The following is a 17,972-nucleotide window of genomic DNA, read 5'->3' on the forward strand; positions in this document are numbered from 1 at the left end:
GTCATGAAGCAATCCTTACAGCTCCGCATCGGTCAAAGTTTGACCATGACGCCGCAGTTGCAGCAGGCAATAAAACTGCTGCAAATGTCGACTTTGGATTTGCAGCAGGAAATTCAGCAGGCGCTGGAATCCAATATGATGCTGGAATTGGACGAAGAAGAGCTGCCGGCTTTGGAGTTTCGCGATAAAAAGCTCGACAACACCGACCAAGTCACCAGCGAAGGCTCCCAAACCGATATGCCGGACGAGTTGCCGGTCGATGTCAGTTGGGACGATGTTTACGAAAGTTCGTTGCCGAGCAGCGGCGATGACGGCGACACGCCCGAATTCGAAACCTTTCGCGGTAAATCCGAAACCTTGCACGACCACTTACTGTGGCAATTGGATCTGATTCCAATCTCGGATCGCGATTATGCAATTGCGGTAGCGATTATCGACGCAATCAACGACGACGGTTATGTCGCCAGCGATCTGCAGGACATTTTTCAAGGTTTGCTGGAGCAGTTGGAGGGCTTGGAATTCGACGAGGTTCAGGCCGTGCTGCATCGGATTCAGAATTTCGATCCGGTCGGTGTTGCGGCGCTGGATTTGGCCGACTGCCTGCGGTTGCAATTGCAGCAATTGCCGGATAACACCCGCTACAAGGCTGAAGCCTTGGATTTTGTGCACCGGCATCTGGATTTGCTGACCAGTTGCGATCAGGTCCGCTTGATGAAACGGGTCGGGCTCAGCGAAGACGAATTGAAAGGTATATTGGCCTTGATTCGGACCTTGGACCCCAAGCCGGGAGCCAGCTTGCAGGAAGTCGATGTCGAATATGTCGTGCCCGACGTGTTCGTGGTCAAAGTTAACGGCCAATGGCTGGTCAGCTTGAACCCGGACATCGCGCCGAAATTGCGCATCAACCCCTTCTATTCCGGCATGATCAAGCGCGCGGACAACAGTTCAGACAATGTCAGCATGAAAAACCATTTGCAGGAAGCGCGCTGGTTTATCAAAAGTCTGCATAGCCGTAACGACACTTTGTTGCGGGTCGCAAAAAGTATCGTCGAAAAACAAGGCGATTTTTTCGAGCATGGGGCGATCGCAATGAAGCCGATGGTGTTGCGGGATATCGCCGAGGAACTGGAGTTGCACGAATCGACGATCTCGCGGGTGACCACGCAGAAATACATGCACACTCCCCATGGGGTGATCGAATTCAAATACTTTTTCTCCAGCCACGTCAGTACCGATGGCGGAGGCGAGTGCTCGGCAACGGCAATCCGGGCGCTGATAAAAGAGTTGGTCGGCAACGAAAATCCGGCCAAGCCGTTAAGCGATAGTAAAATATCGGATTTATTGAACGAGAAGGGCATTAACGTCGCGCGCCGTACCATCGCCAAATACCGGGAAGCGATGTCCATCCCTTCAACCAGCCAGCGGAAAAGGCACATTTAATCGATCGGGAAGCACAATTTTTAAAAACAGGAGTATTCCATGCAAGTTAGTATCACAGGCCATCACGTAGAAGTTACCGAGGCGTTGAAAGCTTATGTCGAAGAAAAAATCGGCAAAATCAAACGCCATTTCGACAACGTCGTTGATGTCCATGTCATTTTGACCGTTGAAAAACTGGAGCAAAAAGCCGAAGCGGCAGTACAGGTCAGCGGTGCCAAGCTTTATGCGGAAGACGTGCAAGAAGACATGTATGCAGCGATCGACAATATGGTCGACAAGCTCGACCGCCAAATCGTCAAGCACAAAGAAAAATCTCAAAACCATCGTTAATCGGATATTCGGCGACACGGGATGAAAACGGCTTTCGTCTCGTGTCCAGTCAACCATGAAGCTTGTTATCGTCAGCGGTTTATCGGGGTCGGGCAAGAGTATCGCGTTGGATACTCTGGAAGATTGCGGCTATTACTGCATCGATAACCTGCCGGTCGCATTGCTGGCCGACTTTGTCGATCACGTGATGCTGAAAAACCAAGCCACTTACAGCAAAACCGCGATCGGCATCGATGCTCGCAATCGGTCCGACAATTTGGCCGAGTTTCCGGACAGTCTGACTTCAATTCGTAACAAGGGTATCGACTGCGAACTGGTGTACATGGAAGCGGATGAGAACATCATCCTGAAGCGCTACAGCGAAACCCGTCGCCGCCACCCGCTCAGCACCGAGAGCCGGCCTTTGCGCGAAGCCTTGGAAATCGAGCGGGAGATGTTGCGTCCGCTGGCCTTGAGAGCCGATATCGTCATCGACACCAGCTATACGCATTACCATCAATTACGGGATTTATTGAAAAACCGGCTGGGTGAGAAAGGCAAAAACTCGCTGTCGATTCTGTTCCAGTCGTTCGGTTTCAAATACGGAATTCCGCTGGACGCCGACTTTGTGTTCGATGCCCGTAGTCTGCCCAACCCTTATTGGGCGCCTGAGCTAAGGGGCTTAACCGGCAGAAATCCCGCGGTTGCCGATTTTTTGCAGAACGATCCGGCCGTAAAGGAGTTTCTACACGATATCGGTTACTTCATCGGCCGTTGGGCGCCGCGGTTCGAATCGGATAACCGCAGTTATTTGACTATTGCGATCGGTTGTACCGGCGGCCAGCACCGTTCGGTTTATCTGGTCGAAGCTTTAAGCAAACATTTTCAAACGATTACCGCCAACGTCATCGTCAGGCATCGGGAGTTGCGGTAACCCCGGGCCGCCGGCCCTCTTTTTGGTTTTGTACCTATGACATCAGCAGTGAAGCTCGAAAACGCGGAATCTCTATTGGATCGGACGCTGGAAGTTTTGGCCAACGGCTCGCAAATCGAAATCAGAAACTTGGTGCGGTCCCTTTATCCGGCGGAAGCGGCGCATATTCTCGAAGCCTTGGATCCCGAACAGCGCGCAAAACTCTGGGCGTTGATTCCACCCGGAGTGATTGGCGAAATCCTGGTGGAGGTTAACGTCGAAGTCGGTGCCGGTCTGCTGAAAATCACCGACCGCAAAGACCTGATTGCCGCGACCGAGTCGATGGGTGCCGACGGCATGGTTGATCTATTGCATGTGCTGCCTGAGCCGTTGTTGTCGCAAATCATGGAATCGATTGGGGTGCATAACCGTAACCGGATCGAAAAGGCTTTGAGTTACGGGGAGCATACTGCTGGCGGCATTATGTCCGACGACGTGCTGACGATACGCGGCGACGTCACATTGGATGTTGTTTCGCGATACTTGCGCTTGCGCGGCAACATTCCAGCCAATACTGATAGTCTGATCGTTGTCGATCGTAAGGAACACTTTCAGGGGGTATTGCCGCTCAGCCAGTTACTGAGCCATGACCCGCATACCAAGGTTGCCGCTGTGATGGATACCCGAATTGCCGGCATTTCTTACCGGATGCCAAGTCGTGACGTTGCCGGAGTATTTGAGCGGCGCAAATTGCTGTCTGTTCCGGTGTTGGCGGATGACGGCAGAGTGGTCGGGCGGATAGCAGTCGACGACGTTATCGGTTTAATCAGGGACGAAGCGGACCATTCGCTGATGAGCATGGCCGGTTTGAGCGAAGAGCAGGACATGTTTGCACCGGTGGTCAGCAGCGCCAAGCGTCGGGCTCTCTGGCTAGGCGTAAATCTGCTGACGGCTTTTCTGGCGGCCTCGGTGATCGATTTGTTCGAAGACGCTATCCAACAGATTGTGGCGCTGGCCGTGCTGATGCCGATTGTGGCCAGCATGGGCGGTATTGCCGGCAGTCAGACTTTAACCTTGGTGGTCAGAGGTCTGGCCTTACGCCAAGTCACTGGTAGCAATGCCGGGCGCTTATTGTTTAAGGAGATTTCGGTCGGCTTGTTGAACGGTTTGGTGTGGGCCTGTGTGGTAGCCCTGGTGGCTGGTATGTGGTTTCACCGCCCGGATGTCGGAATATTGCTGGGTGTGGCGATGTTGATCAATCTGGTCTGTGCCGCTTTGTCCGGTGTGGCGATACCGGTTTTGCTGAACAAGATGGGGATTGATCCGGCCCTGGCCGGCGGGGTGTTATTGACTACAGTCACCGATGTGGTTGGTTTTACAGCCTTTTTGGGTTTGGCGACCTTGTTTCTCCTTTAAGGGTTTGTGCTTTTTGTTACGGAAAATGGTAGTATTCCGGACGTACAGCAGCTTATTTTCCAAAATAAATGTCTACCGGCGCACCAATTACGCAAAAAACAGCTTTGGAGTTCAAAAGCACGTCGCTGACAGTGCCGGTATTGCTGCTAGCCGGTAACGACGTGGTCCTGATCGATCAACAATTGCAGGAAAAAGTCGCGCAAGCGCCCGAGTTTTTTAAAAATTCGCCGCTCTTGATCGATTTGCAAAAGCTTAACGCTCAAAATCTCGAACTGGATTTTACCGAAATCGTCGCTTTGGTCCGCAAACACGGGTTCATGCCGATCGGTATTCGCGGTGGCAACCAAAAACAAACCGACGATGCTCTGGCAATTAATTTGCCGCATTATTCCCTGCATGGCGCCAATGCGCCGCTCGCTGCCAACAAACCTGCCGCAAAAACATTGCCGCCGCCAGTTGCTGAAGAGCCGAAGCAGCAAACTCAGCTTGTGGAAAACAAACTGGTCGTGCAACCGGTCCGTTCCGGGCAACGGGTCTATGCGAAAGGGGATTTGATCGTTACCGCAACGGTGAGCGCCGGCGCCGAAATCATGGCCGAGGGCAATATTCACATCTACGGTTCGCTCCGTGGCAGAGCTTTGGCTGGCGTGTTGGGCGATACTGCCGCCCGTATTTTCTGCTCGGACCTGCAAGCCGAATTGATTTCAATCGCCGGGATTTACCAGCTGAGCGAAGATTTGAGCAAATATCCGGCGCATAAGCCGTTACAGATCAGTCTGGATAATCAAGCCCTGATTATTAAAGAGTTTTAAGCTTTTCTTGGAGGAATAATTTTGGCCAGAATAATCGTAGTAACATCGGGAAAAGGTGGTGTGGGCAAAACCACGACCAGTGCCGCGATCGCGATGGGTTTGGCGAAGCGGGGGCACAAGACTGCCGTGATCGATTTCGATGTGGGGCTGCGCAACCTCGATTTGATCATGGGGTGTGAACGCCGCGTGGTTTACGATTTGGTTAACGTGATCAACAATGAAGCGACTCTGAATCAAGCCTTGATCAAGGACAAACGCTGCGAGCAACTGTACATACTGCCCGCCTCGCAAACCCGCGACAAAGATGCGTTGACGACCGAAGGCGTCGGCAAGATTTTGGAAGAGTTGTCCAAGGACTTTAAATACATCGTTTGCGACTCGCCGGCGGGAATCGAGCGCGGTGCTACACTTGCCATGTACTTTGCCGATGACGCTTTCGTCGTGACCAATCCGGAAGTATCGTCGGTTAGGGATTCGGATCGTATGTTGGGCATTCTTGCCAGCAAGTCGCGGCGGGCGGAAAAAGGCGAAGAGCCGATCAAGGAATACCTGCTGTTGACCCGTTACGCACCGGATAGGGTTAAGTTGGGCGAAATGTTGAGTGTCGAAGACGTCCAGGAAATTTTATCCCTCCACCTGTTGGGCGTGATTCCGGAATCGAAGTCGGTATTGAACGCTTCGAACTCCGGCACCCCGGTTATCTTGGACGAGCAAAGCGATGCCGGTCAGGCGTATGCTGATATCGTTGCCCGTTATTTAGGCGAAAACAGACCACACCGTTTTATCGAGGAAGAGAAGAAGGGCTTGTTTAGCAAGCTGTTCGGGAGCAAGTGATGAGTCTCTTAGATTACTTCAGATCGTCGAAGACCAATACGGCGTCTTTAGCCAAGGAGCGGCTGCAAATTCTGGTGGCGCACGAACGGGCCTCGCGCAACCAGCCTTCTTATTTGCCAGAACTACAAAAAGAACTATTGGCAGTAATTCGTAAATATGTAAATGTCGGGCAGGATGCTATCACCGTTAATTTCGAACAGGATGGCAATCAGGAAACACTCGAACTGAATATCGTGTTACCTGACGAGCGTTAGTTGCGTTTGCTTGTTTGACAAGGCTTTTTCCGGTGTTGTGCCGGAGCAAGCAGCCGATTTTTTTGTTGTGCAAATGATGAGGAGTTGAAATGGTAGATACAATTGGCGAAGCAGCTGGTGCAGTCTGGCAATTTCTGAACGCGAATGGCGAAGCCAGCGTGAATAAGATCACCACCGAAACCGGCTTGGGCAAAAACGAAGTGCAACGGGCCATCGGCTGGTTGGCTAAAGAAGACAAGCTGAATATCGAGATGAAAGGACGCGTCGAGACCCTTTCGTTGAAGTAACAGTTTTCCGCATACCCGCTTAAGACAGGGCTAAGCGAGGCAGCTTTCAATACTGGCAATGTGTCCGGTGATCAGTTTGTCGAGCTTTTCGGTCTGAGGCGGGTATTCTCAATGCCGCGAGGTTTTTAGGTAGCCTGTTGCCTGACTGGAATTGCGGCCCGCATATGGCTGGCGTTCGGCGTTACGTCGAAAAGATCTTGCCTAAGTCTGATTGATCCGCCGACGGATTGGCGCGGGTAGCGCCGTAAGAATTACAAAAGTACCGTTTAATAAATTTTCCAATAATGCGGAGTCTTTCTGTCGAATGAAAGCCAAAATAGCCACATTTCTCACCCTAGTCCTGTTGGTTTTGATCAACATCGGTATCTGGTCCTACATCAATAACCCGTTACAGCTTCCGTCTTGGAGCGACACGATGATGGGGGTAACTTTTAACCCCAAGCAGCGCGATTTCAATCCGCAGGATGGTGTCTTTCCGACCCGCGAACAAATCCAGGCCGATGTCGAGCTATTGTCGGGCAAGGCGCATTCGATCAGGACCTATACCGCATTGGAGGGTATGGAGGTCGTGCCGGAATTGACCGCGAAAAGCGCGTTGAATCTGGCGATGGGCTGCTGGGTGGATTTGGTCGAGGACGAAGAAAGCGAGGAGAACCGGCAAAAACGGTTGGACAAGAACCAGCGCGAAGTCGAGAGTTTAATCAACCTAGCCAATCAATATCCGAAAACGATCATTCGGACGCTGGTTGGAAACGAATCGCTGTTGCGGGTCAGAAACAAGATCAGCGAACCGGTCGCAAAGCGCGTGCGCGACGAGTTTGGCGGTCAGATGGCGGAGCAGGAACTGCAGGATAAAATCAAAGCCGAGATCAATCTTGAAGTTACCAACAAAGCCAATGAACTGATCGAATATATCCGCGAAGTCAAAAAACGCACCTGGAAGCCGGTCAGTACCGCCGAGACCTGGGATATATGGGTCGACCATCCGGAATTGGCGGCAGAAGTCGATTACATCGCGGTGCATATCCTGCCGTATTGGGAGGGCATTCCGGTCGAATTGCCCCAAGGCGCGGAAGGCGATAATGCCGTCGAATACGTGTTCAAGCGCTACTATGAACTGCAAAAGCTTTACCCTGATAAAACCATCGTCATTACCGAGGTAGGTTGGCCTTCCGATGGTCCGCCGCAAAAAGCCGCTACGGCTTCGTTGGCGAATCAGGCCAAGTTTTTACGCGAATTCCTGAACCGCGCCACCGCCGAGAACGTGATTTACTACGTGGTCGAGGCCTTCGACCAGCCGTGGAAAATCAAGCTGGAAGGTACCGCCGGCGCTTACTGGGGCCTGTTCAATGCCGATCGCCAGCCCAAATTCCCGATGGAGGGCGACGTATTGGCCAATCCGACTTGGCGTAATTGGGCCAGCGGTGCGGCAATACTCAGTATCATCCTGATGGCGGCCTTCTTGTTTACCCGGAAAAGCTTGAAACTGCCCGGTAAATTCTTCTTCGGCATCGTCGCCAACTTGGCGGCATCGGTGTTGTTCTGGTCGGCTTCGATAGCGGCAGCCCAATACCAAACCGGTTTCTCGGTCGTGTTTTGGGCGATTCTATTGATGATGCAGGCCATGGCAATCCTGGTGCTGTTGACCGAAAGCTTGGAAATAGCGGAAGTGATTTGGCATCGAAAAGGCCGTCGTACCTTCCAGCCGCTGACGCCGCCGGCCGGTTTCCGTTACCCGAAAGTCTCGATCCATCTGCCGATTCATAACGAGCCGCCGGAAATGGTACGCAAGACTTTGAATGCTCTGGCCAAGGTCGATTATCCGAATTACGAAGTGTTGGTGATGGATAACAACACCAAGGATCCGACAGTATGGCAACCGGTGCGCGACGATTGCGACCGTTTGGGCGAGAAATTCCGCTTCTTCCATTTGGACAACTGGCCCGGTTATAAAGCCGGCGCGATCAACTATGCGCTGGAAAATACCGCAGACGATGCCGAAATTATCGCGGTGATCGATAGCGATTACATTTTGTCGCCTGATTGGTTGAACGCCATGGTGCCGTACTTCGACCAGGAAAATGTCGGTTTCGTCCAGTCGCCCCAAGACTACCGCGACGCCCACCAAGGTTCATTCAAAAACATGTGTTACTGGGAATATGCCGGTTTCTTCAACATCGGCATGGTACAGCGTAACGAATACAACGCCATCATCCAGCACGGCACGATGACGATGGTGCGCAAATCGGCGTTCGAAAAAGTTGGCTCCTGGGGCGAATGGTGTATTTGCGAAGACAGCGAACTGGGTCTGCGTTTGTACGAGGCCGGTTACGATTCGGTGTATTGCAAAGAATCGTTCGGCCGCGGCTTGATGCCGGATACCTTCTCCGGCTATATGACGCAACGCTTCCGTTGGGTGTACGGTGCGATGCAAATCATCAAAAAGCATTGGCGGCATTTCCTGCCCAACAAGAAGTCTTCGCTGACCTCGGCGCAACGCTATTACTTTGTCGCCGGCTGGTTGCCGTGGTTTTCCGATGCGTTGGCCTTGCTGTTTACCGGCACCAGTTTGATTTTGACGGCGCTGATCGTCGCCGATCCCAAGCACAGCGAATTGCCGGTAAATGCCTTCCTGTTGCCGACGATAGGCTTGTTTGCCTTCAAGATCGTGCGCGGTTTATGGTTGTACAAGGCGCGGGTGGCGTGTTCGATGTTGCAGGCCTTGGGTGCGGCGCTGGCCGGCCTGTCGTTGACGCACACTGTGGCGCGCGGCACCTTGCAGGGTTTGTTCACGTCCGGCAAGCCCTTCATGCGTACGCCTAAATACGAACAGCAGGGGCCTCTGGTCGCCGGTCTGTTGATCATCTGGCAAGAGCTGTTACTGCTACTGCTGTTGGTCGCCGGCATTGTGGCGATGCGCTCCGTCGAGCATTTCGACAACTTGAGCGGCCGGTTATGGGTCGCGGTACTGGCGGTGCAATCGGTACCGTATATCGCCACTTTTATTACGATTCTGATCAGTGTCGCGCCGAATTATTTTCCGGGTAAAAAACTGTCGGCCGACGAATTGGATACCGAATAGCGGGGTTTAGCTTACGGGACACCCAGCCTCGGCCGGTAACGGCCGGGGCTTTTTTTTGCGAAGCTGCGCAAGGTTAAAACCGGGGTCGGTGAGCCGGATTTTTCGGCATCATGCAAGCGGAGTGGCGCGCGGCTGCCCGGACGGCGATAATCTGCGAAAAATATAATCAATTTGTTGCGGCAACCCGGCTGCAACGTTTCAACACGCCGAATGACACATGAAAATATCCAAACTATTCCTAGCCTTAATCACACCGTTTGTGGTTTCGGCTTGTGCGACCGATGCCGTACCCGTCGATCAAAATCCGGCTGCCGCGCAGCAAGGTGCGGTAAACCAAGCCGACTGCACCAAAGCGCAAGCATTGCCGCAGCGTGGGTGTTCCGATACCGTGACGGCCAGCTTCGACTCAAACGGCACACTCTGGATCGCATGGGTGCAGCAACAGCATATTTATCTGCAAACCTCGGATGACGGCGGTCGTAGTTTTTCCAAACCGGTTCGGGTCAATGCCGACGCGGAGGCGATTGCCGCGCACGGCGAATATCGGCCGAAAATCAAAATCGGCCCCGAAGGCAACGTTTATTTGACGTGGACGCAGAGTCTGGAAAAACGCCACACCGGCCATATCCGTTTCAGCCGTTCTACCGACGGCGGTAGAACCTTTTCCAAGCCGGTAACGGTCAACGACAATCTTGACGTTATCAGTCATCGTTTCGATGCGTTGGCGCTGGGCAAAAACGGCGAAGTGTTTATCGCTTGGCTAGACGCTCGGGACAAGGAAAAGGCTAAGGCTGCCAAGCAGGAATTCAACGGTACCGCGGTCTATTACGCTTGGTCCGACAATGGCGGAGCAAGCTTTTACCCGAATAAAATCGTCGCGCCGCATAGCTGCGAATGTTGCCGTTTGGGCGTGGAAATCGCTCCCGACAACCGCCCGCTAGTACTGTGGCGGCATGTCTATGACGGCAATATCCGCGACCATGTCTTGTCCAGGTTCAGCGATTGGCATACGCCGGGGCCGGTGCAGCGAGTCAGCCACGAGAACTGGAAAATCGATGCCTGTCCGCACCATGGTCCAGGGTTGTCGATTACCGACGATGGCACGATACACGCCGTTTGGTTTAGCGGGGCCCCCGACAATCAGGGCTTGTTTTACGCACATTCGCTACAGGGTGCGGCCGAGTTCTCCCAGCCCTACCGGCTCGGCAATCCGGGCGCCAAACACCCTCAAGTATTGGCGTTGGGCCAGCGGCTGGCGGTAGTCTGGTCGGAGTTTGACGGCAGTAAAAATTTGGTCAAATTGATCAAGTCCGACGACGGCGGCAACCGCTGGACTCAGCCCGAGATCGCGGAAGCAACGCCGGATGCGGCAGACGATGCTTTTTTACTGAGCGATGGCGACCGTATTTATTTGTCTTGGCAAACCGCTGGCGGTTATCGGTTCCGGGAGATATAAATCTTTTCCGCCGGGCTCGCCAGCATTTGTACCCGGCAAAGCTAACGGCGGCGGGAATCTTGTTGGGACAGGTCGGCACATTTTCTGACACGGGGAGTTCGGATTGAATCAGGAAGCATCGCCATGGTCGGGCAGCGACCGCCGCAAAAGCCGTTACCGCAGCCAGGGATTTGCGCGGGCTTCACTGATTATCTCGGCGTCGAGTTGCGCGGCCTGGCTAACGGTTTTAATGCCCGCCACCTTAGCAACTGCGGCGCCCGGGCCCAATGTGTTCGACGGCGTGATGATTTTCGTCACTGTGTTTTTGGCCTTGGATATCGGCGGCTTGGGCGTGGCAGCATTTGCGCTGGTCAATACCAAGTTCAATAGTGCTCTGGCAATCTACGGTGTGTTATCGAATGCGGTTTGCATCGTCTTAAACCTGTCGCTGATTTCCTTTTGAGCCTGTTTCGGCTGTAAAACAGATAGATATTAACGCCGCAATACTCGTAACGGCGCTTGTCTGACCACGTGGCGTACTCCCCAATACCCGGCCAGGGTGACTCCGGTAACGCCGACGGCCGGTAACGCCAGCCATAGATAAACATGGGCCTGGAACTGGATTTGCATGACGCGGGTATACAGCATATACAGTATCGACTCGGTGGCCAGCGTTGCCAGCAATCCTGCGGACAGCCCCAAAACGCAAAATTCGATCAAATGACTGCTCCTTAAAAAGCTGCGCCGCGCCCCCAAGGTACGTAGCAACGCCCCTTCGTAAATCCGTTGGTCCAAGGTGGAATAGACTGCGGCGAACAACACGCTAAATCCTGCTGCCAGCGCAAAATATAAAATCAGATTAATCGCTTGGGTTAATTGGGCCAGTATGGTTCTGAATTGCTGCAGAATTTGCTCCACCTCCAGAACCGTCACCGCCGGATATTTTTTTAACAGTGGCGGCAGCAGATTTTTTTGCGCTTCGGTCAGATGAAAACTGGTCATGTATGTCGCCGGAAAACCGGTCAGAGTGCCCGGCGAAAAAATCATGTAAAAATTGGGGCGCATGGTGTCCCATTGCACGCTGCGCAGATTTGCCACCGTGGCGGTGAGTTGGGCGTCTCCCACCGTAAAACCGAGCTGGTCGCCGGGGCGGATACCCAAATTGTCCGCCAGTTTTTTCTCCACCGATACCTGGCCGGGGCGGTCCGCCTGCCAAGCTGCGCCGTCGGTGATTTGATTATCCTCCGGAAACCGGTCGGCCCAGGTCAGGCTCAATTCGCGCTGCGTGGCAGCTTCGCCTTGGCTGTCTTTGCTGACTCGACCTTGCACGGCTTCGCCGTTAATGGTCACCAAACGACCGCGGACCACCGGATAAAAATGGCTGTCCGGAACCTGATTGCGACTCAGGTCGTCCTGAAAATCGGCCAGAGACGACGGCAGGATGTTGATCGCAAAATGGTTGGGAGCCTGATCGGGAAGTTGCCGGCGCCAATCGTCCAAAAGGTGGCTGCGCACGTTGAAACTTAAGGCCATTGCGGTCAGCGTGATGCCGAATGCCAAAATCTGGCCGATGCTGGCCCGGCCGTCGCGCAACAATCCGCGTAAGCCGAAGCGCCAAACCAAGCCCAGCCGCGGCAGCAGCCGTCGCGATAAATGCAAGATGCCCTGAATCGCCAACCCCAAGATCAGCAAAACGGCAAAACCGGTGCCGATAATCGCGAAAGTGAGTTTCGGATCGCCCGTATAACGCCAGATCAAACCGGCCACGACGCTGGCAGCCAAGCCGTAGACCAGCCAGCCGCTGCCGGGTAAAGGTTCCAGCTCCCGCCTTAGCACGCGTAGCGGCGGGACTGCTTGTAAGCGCAACAACGGCGGCAAGGCAAAACCCCATAAGATGATCAAGCCGGTGGCAATGCCGTAGACGATCGCCAATTCCCCGGGATCGGCCAGTGTTTCCGGCAACAGATTTTTCAGTAATTGAAACAAGCCGTACTGGGCCAGCCAACCCAAAGCGCAACCGGCTAAACTGGTGGCCAAGCCTAATACCAAAAATTGGACGGCGTAGAGTCTTACGATTTCCGCTTGCGTGCAGCCTAGGCAGCGCAGTAAGGCCGTGGTGTTGAAATGGCGTTCGCTGTAGCGACGGGTGGTCATCGCGATCGCAACGCCGGAGATCAAGGTCACGACAACGCTGGACAAGCCCAGATAGCGCTCGGCGCGCTGCAACGCAGAGCCCAGCTCGGGCCGGTCCCGCCGAATATCCAAGATTTTTTGCGAAGGATTCAAGTTCGGTTGCAACCAGGCCTTGAATTCGGCCAAAGCCTGTTCGCTGCCGATGAACTGGTGAGCGTAATGGACTCTACTGCCGGGCTGGACCGCGCCGGTGGCGGCCAAATCGTCCAGATGCACCATCACGCGCGGCGAGAAGCTGTAAAAATCGCCGCGTTTGTCCGGCTCGTAACTGATCAGTCTGGTCACTTTCAGCGCTTTTTCGCCGACGGTCAGCGTATCGTTCAGCTGCAATTTCAGGGCGGGCAGCAAGCGTTTGTCGATCCAGGCCTCGCCGGCTGCCGGGCCGTGATCGGCGACGGATTCGTCTTGTAGATCGGCGTCGCGAGTCTTCAGGCGGCCGCGCAACGGATAGCTGGCGCTGACCGCTTTGACCGATGCCAGCTGCATTTCGCCGTTCTCCAGCAACATGCTGGGAAACTCGACCGTTTGCGATCCGCTCAGCGCCAGTTCGTCAGCCTTTGCCAGCCATTGCGGACTGGCCGGGGCCGGTCCGGCCAACACCAAATCGCCGGCCAGGAATTCGGCGGCTTGCAAATTCATTGTGCGTTGCAGCCGGTCGGCGAACAAAGAAATCGACGTGGTGCCGCCTACTGCAATTAACAATGCCAGGGCCAGTAGCGTCAGTTCGCCGGAGCGGGCGTCGCGCCACAGCAGCTTTAAGGCCAGGCGAAAGCGCGTCATACGATGCTCCCGGCTTCCAGATGGATGGTGCGTTGGCAGCGGGCCGCCAAAGACATGTCGTGGGTCACCAGAATCAGAGTGGTGTGTTGTTCCTGGTTCAATTCGAACAACAGCTCGACGATCTTGGCACCGGTAATTCGGTCCAGGTTGCCGGTCGGTTCGTCGGCGAACAATATTGCCGGCCGGGTAACGAAGGCGCGGGCCAGGGCCACGCGCTGTTGTTCGCCGCCGGAAAGTTGCCGCGGCGTGTGCTTTAGGCGTTGAGCCAGGCCGACGCGTTGTAACAGGGCCCGCGCCGATTGCTCGGCGTCGGCCGCGCCGCTCAGTTCCAGTGGCAGCATCACGTTCTCCAGCGCTGTTAAACCGGGCAGCAATTGAAATGACTGGAAGACGAAGCCGACCAATTCGTTGCGCAGCAATGCCCGCCCGTCTTCGTTCAAACTGGCCAAGTCGCGGCCGTCGATTTCGACCGAGCCGCTGCTCGGAGTGTCAAGGCCGGCCAGCAGGCTGAGCAGGGTCGATTTGCCTGAACCGGACTCGCCGACGATGGCGACAGTTTCGCCGCGCTTGATGATTAGATCGACCGATGCCAAGATATGCAAGGTGCCTTCGGATGTTGGAACCGCTTTGCCAAGTTTATGGGCGCTGATGATGGTGGAAGCGGAGTGATCGGAACGAGTGTTTGTCATGTATAGCGTGGTCCTTGCCTTAGTATTGAGTATTTTGCCTGTTTGCGCGTCCGCCAAATCGATTGTCGTGCTTGGAGACAGTATTAGTGCCGGTTACGGTATCGAAGTTCAGCAGGGCTGGGTGGCTTTGTTGCAAAAAAAAATTACCGCGCGCGGTTTCGACTATACGGTCTATAACGAAAGTATCAGCGGCGATACTACTGCCGGCGGTTTGGCCCGGTTGCCGACGATTTTGGTCAAACACAAACCGGATATTCTGTTTTTGGAATTGGGCGCCAACGATGGTTTGCGCGGGTTGTCGCCGGAGGAAATGGAAGCCAATTTGGCCGCGATCATAGGCCGGTCGTTACAAGCCGGGGCAAAAGTGACCTTGCTGGCGATGAAAATTCCGCCCAACTACGGTAAGCGCTATGTGGAGATGTTTTACGATATTTACCCGGAACTGGCGCAGGAGTTCAAGATATCTTACGTACCGTTTATTCTGGAAGACATCGTGTTGCGGCCGGAGTTGATGCAACAAGACGGCATCCATCCCAATGCCTTGGCGCAACAGATCCTGGCCGACAAAATCTGGAAGCACTTGCAGTTTCAGTTGAAGTGATCGGACTTCTGCTGTGTCATGCTTGGATTGCCGGGGATTTCCAGGAGCCGGACCGGTAGCGGGCCAGATTTTCCCGAAACGGGCTGCCTTCCCGACACTCCCAGTAGCCGTAGAGTTGGCCTAGATTGTTGTAAAAGCTGCGGACCAGAATAATCGTCGGCACATAAAGCCAATATCCCGGCCTCAAATTGTGGTTGGCTGCCAGGTTGGCGATTACCGGATTTACCAAGGTGAAGTACAGGAAGCCGAGCACGGTCAAGGTAATCAGCCAAAACCCGTTGAGCCAAAACCCGAACAATAGTGAGGCCATCCACACCGCATGGTTTCGCAGATGGTAAAGCACCGCTTTTAAATCGGCTTGACCAATCCGGCCGGTACCCTTGCCGTACAGATAATATTGCTTCGCGAGTTTTTTCAGATTAGGCCGTGGCCGCCAGGATACGATTGCGTTCGGCGCCACCGCAACCCGGCAGCCGAGCGCTTTGGCCCGTTGCGCAAACAAGGTATCTTCGGCGGTATACAGCCATTCCGGATAACCGCCCACATTCAGCCAGACGCTTTTGCGGAATGCCGAATTACGGCCGTGAAATACGCGGTCGGCTTCGTTGGCGGCATTGCCGGAGGTTGACAATTTGCCGGCGAAAAATTCGAAATCGTTTTTGTGCTCGACATTGCGTACGCCGGTAACTGCGCCGTAGCTAGGATCAGCCAACAAGGGGGCGACCAGTTCCGCCAGCCAGTTGTCTTCCGGGCGGCAGCCGCCGTCGGTGACGGCTATGATGCTGGAGTTCGCGTGGGCGATGGCAATGTTGCGGCCGGCGGCAATATTCACGCCGTTCTCGACCAAAAATTTCAATTTGGGGTTCTGGGCGGCGTAATCCTGCAACACTTCCAGTGTCCCGTCCGTGGAACCGCCATCGACGATAACGATTTCGTCCGCTTGGCGGGTTTGGCGGAAAAACGCGTCCAGCAACTGTCTGATGCTTTCGCGCTCGTTAAGTACGGTGGAAATGATAGCTACGGTTTGATTGGGCATGGTCACAGGCGCGAGCAAGTCTAGTTATTGCAAAAGCTTAATATACATTGGCTGATATTGGCTATTTGTCAGAGCGGATGGTCGAAATAATCGCCGTCGATGCCGCTCCGGTACCAATCGGTTAAAACATTCTCTGCTAGCGCCGGGTTGCTGTAGATCTGGTAGCGGTTGCCGTGCGAGCTCAAGGCCTCGTACCCCAGTTCCCGGAATAAGGCAGTCAATCGTGGTGAAGCCACTTCCAGGTTGCCCCAACTGATACCGAGTTTCCGCCAGTAAGCGAATAAGTGGTAAAGCAAACCGCGTATAGCCGGTTCGTCCTGCGGCGGGTAGAACACATCGCGCAGTACGGCCATGTCGATCGACTCGGCAAGTTGCTGCCGGTGCCAGATGGCGTACGCGCGCAATGTCCCCGAGCGGTCGCGCAGCGCCAGCATTTGCAACGGGCAGGTCGGGAATTCGAACAAGCGCCAATTCAAATAGCGGCTGCTACGCTCCGCGCACGACGGGTAGGCCGTTTTGGCGCGCTCCCACAGTGAATCGAACTCGGAGCCGCAATGGCTGATTTCCGCCATAGTGAAGTCGGGTTGGGACAATTTTCTGTCGCGCCAACGTAAACTGAGGTCGCAAAAGCTGCCCAGAATTTGCCCTAATCGGTTGCCGACCCGCTTCTCCCAAGAACCGCGGTAACCGATCCTTAGCCGAAAAAAATCGTTGGATTCGCCGCCGATTTTGAGGAAGCCGCAAGCTCCGAAGGATTTCTGCGTGATGACGCCGGCCGTGACGCTGCCGTTGATGTCGGACAAACCACAGCTGAATCGAATCAGCCGGGTCGCCAGGCCCTGGCCTCTGAATTCCGAGTCGATGCATGTATTTGCGCCGAAGGCGATTATCCTAGACTGCCCGTTCAACCACCAAGGTTGAGCAAACATGGCCCTGAAGCCTACCAGACGCGAGTCTAGCCAAACGCCAACGCCGGGGCCCGGCAGTGCGTTTTGCCAGGGGTTATGCGTGATCCGTTGCTCGAACCATCGGTGTATGTATTCCGGATGGTCGCGGAATTCGTCGAAATTAGCTATCGCAATCCGAATGCATGCGCCGATATCTTCCGGCTGAAGTGTACGGAACTGAAATTGGTCTGCCGTATCGGGTACGGAGTGAGGCATCGGCGATTCCTAAAGTTCATGGCTAACAAGCTGTTCAAAGTACCAACCGGCTGCAATAGCCTGTGGCAATTATTAGCCAAATCTCGGCCGCTGCCAAATAGGCTGCCGCTAATGACAGAGCGGCGAAGTTGTCGCGCGGCTGGTCGCCGCACTTGTGATGTTAGATTTGCTTTGGAAGCAATCAAAACAGGCGTTACCGGAGCGGCAACGCCGGTCCGGTAACGCAAGCCGGCAGGCGTCAGGATACGATACTGCGTTTTTTACGGCTTAAAATAGCCAAAAGGCTGCCGAGCAGAAACCAAACCGTACCAGGGAGGGCGGCTTTCAGATTTTGCAGCGGTAACGCTTCAAGCAACGAGGGCGTACCGAGCCAGCCGAAAAATGCGGCTTGCATGCCGAAATCCAGCCAGTGTTGCAGATCGGTTACAGTTTCGCGGACTGCTGAGCTAGCGTCGCGCTCCGCTTGTTCGGCAAAGCTGAGTGCGGTGTCGCTCCAAGATAAAGCTGTGGCGAATTGTTGGGGCGGATTGAGGAACACTGCCTGTGACCAGTCTGGAACAGCCCTTGCCGTTATTGGTACCAGGGCAGCCGCGAGTGGTAGGCAGAACAACAGTAAAACCAGAAGTAGAGCTTTGTTTTTTTCCATAATGAACCTCGAAAATCATTGATTACTTTGGAGGTGACAACCCTGAACCTTGGCTCAGGCTTCCTGTGCATTATCAGGATAG

At 54.3% G+C, this 17,972-nt stretch carries 17 protein-coding genes; 12 read left to right on the plus strand and 5 right to left on the minus strand.

The window, feature by feature from the left end; genetic code table 11:
• The first annotated feature begins 3 nt into the window (after nt 1–3).
• From PL263_RS16755 to PL263_RS16805, 11 genes are all read left to right on the plus strand, one after another.
• Nucleotides 4–1,440: an RNA polymerase factor sigma-54 gene (locus PL263_RS16755; RefSeq protein ID WP_140911466.1), complete on the plus strand. Its 1,437-nt coding sequence runs from the start codon at nt 4–6 to the stop codon at nt 1,438–1,440.
• A gap of 39 nt (nt 1,441–1,479) precedes the next feature.
• Nucleotides 1,480–1,770: a ribosome-associated translation inhibitor RaiA gene (gene raiA / locus PL263_RS16760; protein ID WP_054761376.1), complete on the plus strand. Its 291-nt coding sequence runs from the start codon at nt 1,480–1,482 to the stop codon at nt 1,768–1,770.
• A gap of 55 nt (nt 1,771–1,825) precedes the next feature.
• Complete coding sequence (gene rapZ, locus PL263_RS16765; protein ID WP_278210445.1) at nt 1,826–2,683, plus strand: RNase adapter RapZ; 858 nt, start codon at nt 1,826–1,828, stop codon at nt 2,681–2,683.
• Between the two features lie 36 nt (nt 2,684–2,719).
• Nucleotides 2,720–4,078, plus strand: a complete 1,359-nt coding sequence (mgtE, locus tag PL263_RS16770; protein ID WP_278210446.1) for a magnesium transporter — start codon at nt 2,720–2,722, stop codon at nt 4,076–4,078.
• 68 nt (nt 4,079–4,146) lie between these two features.
• Nucleotides 4,147–4,890: a septum site-determining protein MinC gene (gene minC, locus PL263_RS16775; protein ID WP_278210447.1), complete on the plus strand. Its 744-nt coding sequence runs from the start codon at nt 4,147–4,149 to the stop codon at nt 4,888–4,890.
• A 21-nt stretch (nt 4,891–4,911) separates the two neighbouring features.
• Nucleotides 4,912–5,724 carry a septum site-determining protein MinD gene (gene minD / locus PL263_RS16780; RefSeq protein ID WP_140911462.1) on the plus strand — a complete coding sequence of 271 codons (813 nt, stop codon included), beginning with the start codon at nt 4,912–4,914 and terminating at the stop codon, nt 5,722–5,724.
• The gene (minE, locus tag PL263_RS16785) at nt 5,724–5,978 is read left to right on the plus strand and encodes a cell division topological specificity factor MinE (RefSeq protein ID WP_140911461.1); all 255 of its coding nucleotides are present in this window, start codon (nt 5,724–5,726) and stop codon (nt 5,976–5,978) included. The genes minD and minE overlap by 1 nt, the downstream gene beginning before the upstream one ends.
• 89 nt (nt 5,979–6,067) lie before the next feature.
• Entirely contained in the window at nt 6,068–6,265 is a 198-nt protein-coding gene (locus PL263_RS16790) for a winged helix-turn-helix domain-containing protein (protein WP_140911460.1), read from the plus strand.
• Between the two features lie 304 nt (nt 6,266–6,569).
• Nucleotides 6,570–9,347 (plus strand): glycosyltransferase, encoded by a 2,778-nt coding sequence (locus tag PL263_RS16795; protein ID WP_278210448.1) that lies wholly within the window; start codon nt 6,570–6,572, stop codon nt 9,345–9,347.
• A 217-nt stretch (nt 9,348–9,564) separates the two neighbouring features.
• On the plus strand, nt 9,565–10,803 hold the full coding sequence (locus PL263_RS16800) for a sialidase family protein (protein ID WP_278210449.1): 1,239 nt from the start codon (nt 9,565–9,567) through the stop codon (nt 10,801–10,803).
• 103 nt (nt 10,804–10,906) lie between these two features.
• The gene (locus tag PL263_RS16805) at nt 10,907–11,245 is read left to right on the plus strand and encodes a hypothetical protein (protein WP_278210450.1); all 339 of its coding nucleotides are present in this window, start codon (nt 10,907–10,909) and stop codon (nt 11,243–11,245) included.
• 29 nt (nt 11,246–11,274) lie between these two features.
• On the opposite strand, the gene PL263_RS16810 is transcribed toward PL263_RS16805, so the two are convergent.
• Together PL263_RS16810 and PL263_RS16815 are read right to left on the minus strand one after the other, a co-directional pair.
• On the minus strand, nt 11,275–13,755 hold the full coding sequence (locus PL263_RS16810; protein ID WP_278210451.1) for an FtsX-like permease family protein: 2,481 nt from the start codon (nt 13,753–13,755) through the stop codon (nt 11,275–11,277).
• Nucleotides 13,752–14,444, minus strand: coding sequence for an ABC transporter ATP-binding protein (locus PL263_RS16815; RefSeq protein WP_278210452.1), 693 nt, complete (start codon nt 14,442–14,444; stop codon nt 13,752–13,754). The genes PL263_RS16810 and PL263_RS16815 overlap by 4 nt, the downstream gene beginning before the upstream one ends.
• Between PL263_RS16815 and PL263_RS16820 the strand changes: the two genes are divergently transcribed.
• Nucleotides 14,443–15,045, plus strand: a complete 603-nt coding sequence (locus PL263_RS16820) for an arylesterase (protein ID WP_278210453.1) — start codon at nt 14,443–14,445, stop codon at nt 15,043–15,045. The genes PL263_RS16815 and PL263_RS16820 overlap by 2 nt on opposite strands.
• 16 nt (nt 15,046–15,061) lie before the next feature.
• On the opposite strand, the gene PL263_RS16825 is transcribed toward PL263_RS16820, so the two are convergent.
• The 3 genes from PL263_RS16825 to PL263_RS16835 form a co-directional block, all read right to left on the minus strand.
• Complete coding sequence (locus PL263_RS16825; RefSeq protein WP_278210454.1) at nt 15,062–16,081, minus strand: glycosyltransferase; 1,020 nt, start codon at nt 16,079–16,081, stop codon at nt 15,062–15,064.
• Nucleotides 16,082–16,149: 68 nt separating this feature from the next.
• Nucleotides 16,150–17,244 carry a GNAT family N-acetyltransferase gene (locus PL263_RS16830; protein ID WP_278210455.1) on the minus strand — a complete coding sequence of 365 codons (1,095 nt, stop codon included), beginning with the start codon at nt 17,242–17,244 and terminating at the stop codon, nt 16,150–16,152.
• Between the two features lie 238 nt (nt 17,245–17,482).
• Nucleotides 17,483–17,890, minus strand: a complete 408-nt coding sequence (locus tag PL263_RS16835) for a hypothetical protein (protein WP_278210456.1) — start codon at nt 17,888–17,890, stop codon at nt 17,483–17,485.
• Between the last annotated feature and the right edge of the window lie 82 nt (nt 17,891–17,972).

Source organism: Methylomonas sp. EFPC3, from assembly GCF_029643245.1.
Taxonomy (GTDB): domain Bacteria; phylum Pseudomonadota; class Gammaproteobacteria; order Methylococcales; family Methylomonadaceae; genus Methylomonas; species Methylomonas koyamae_B.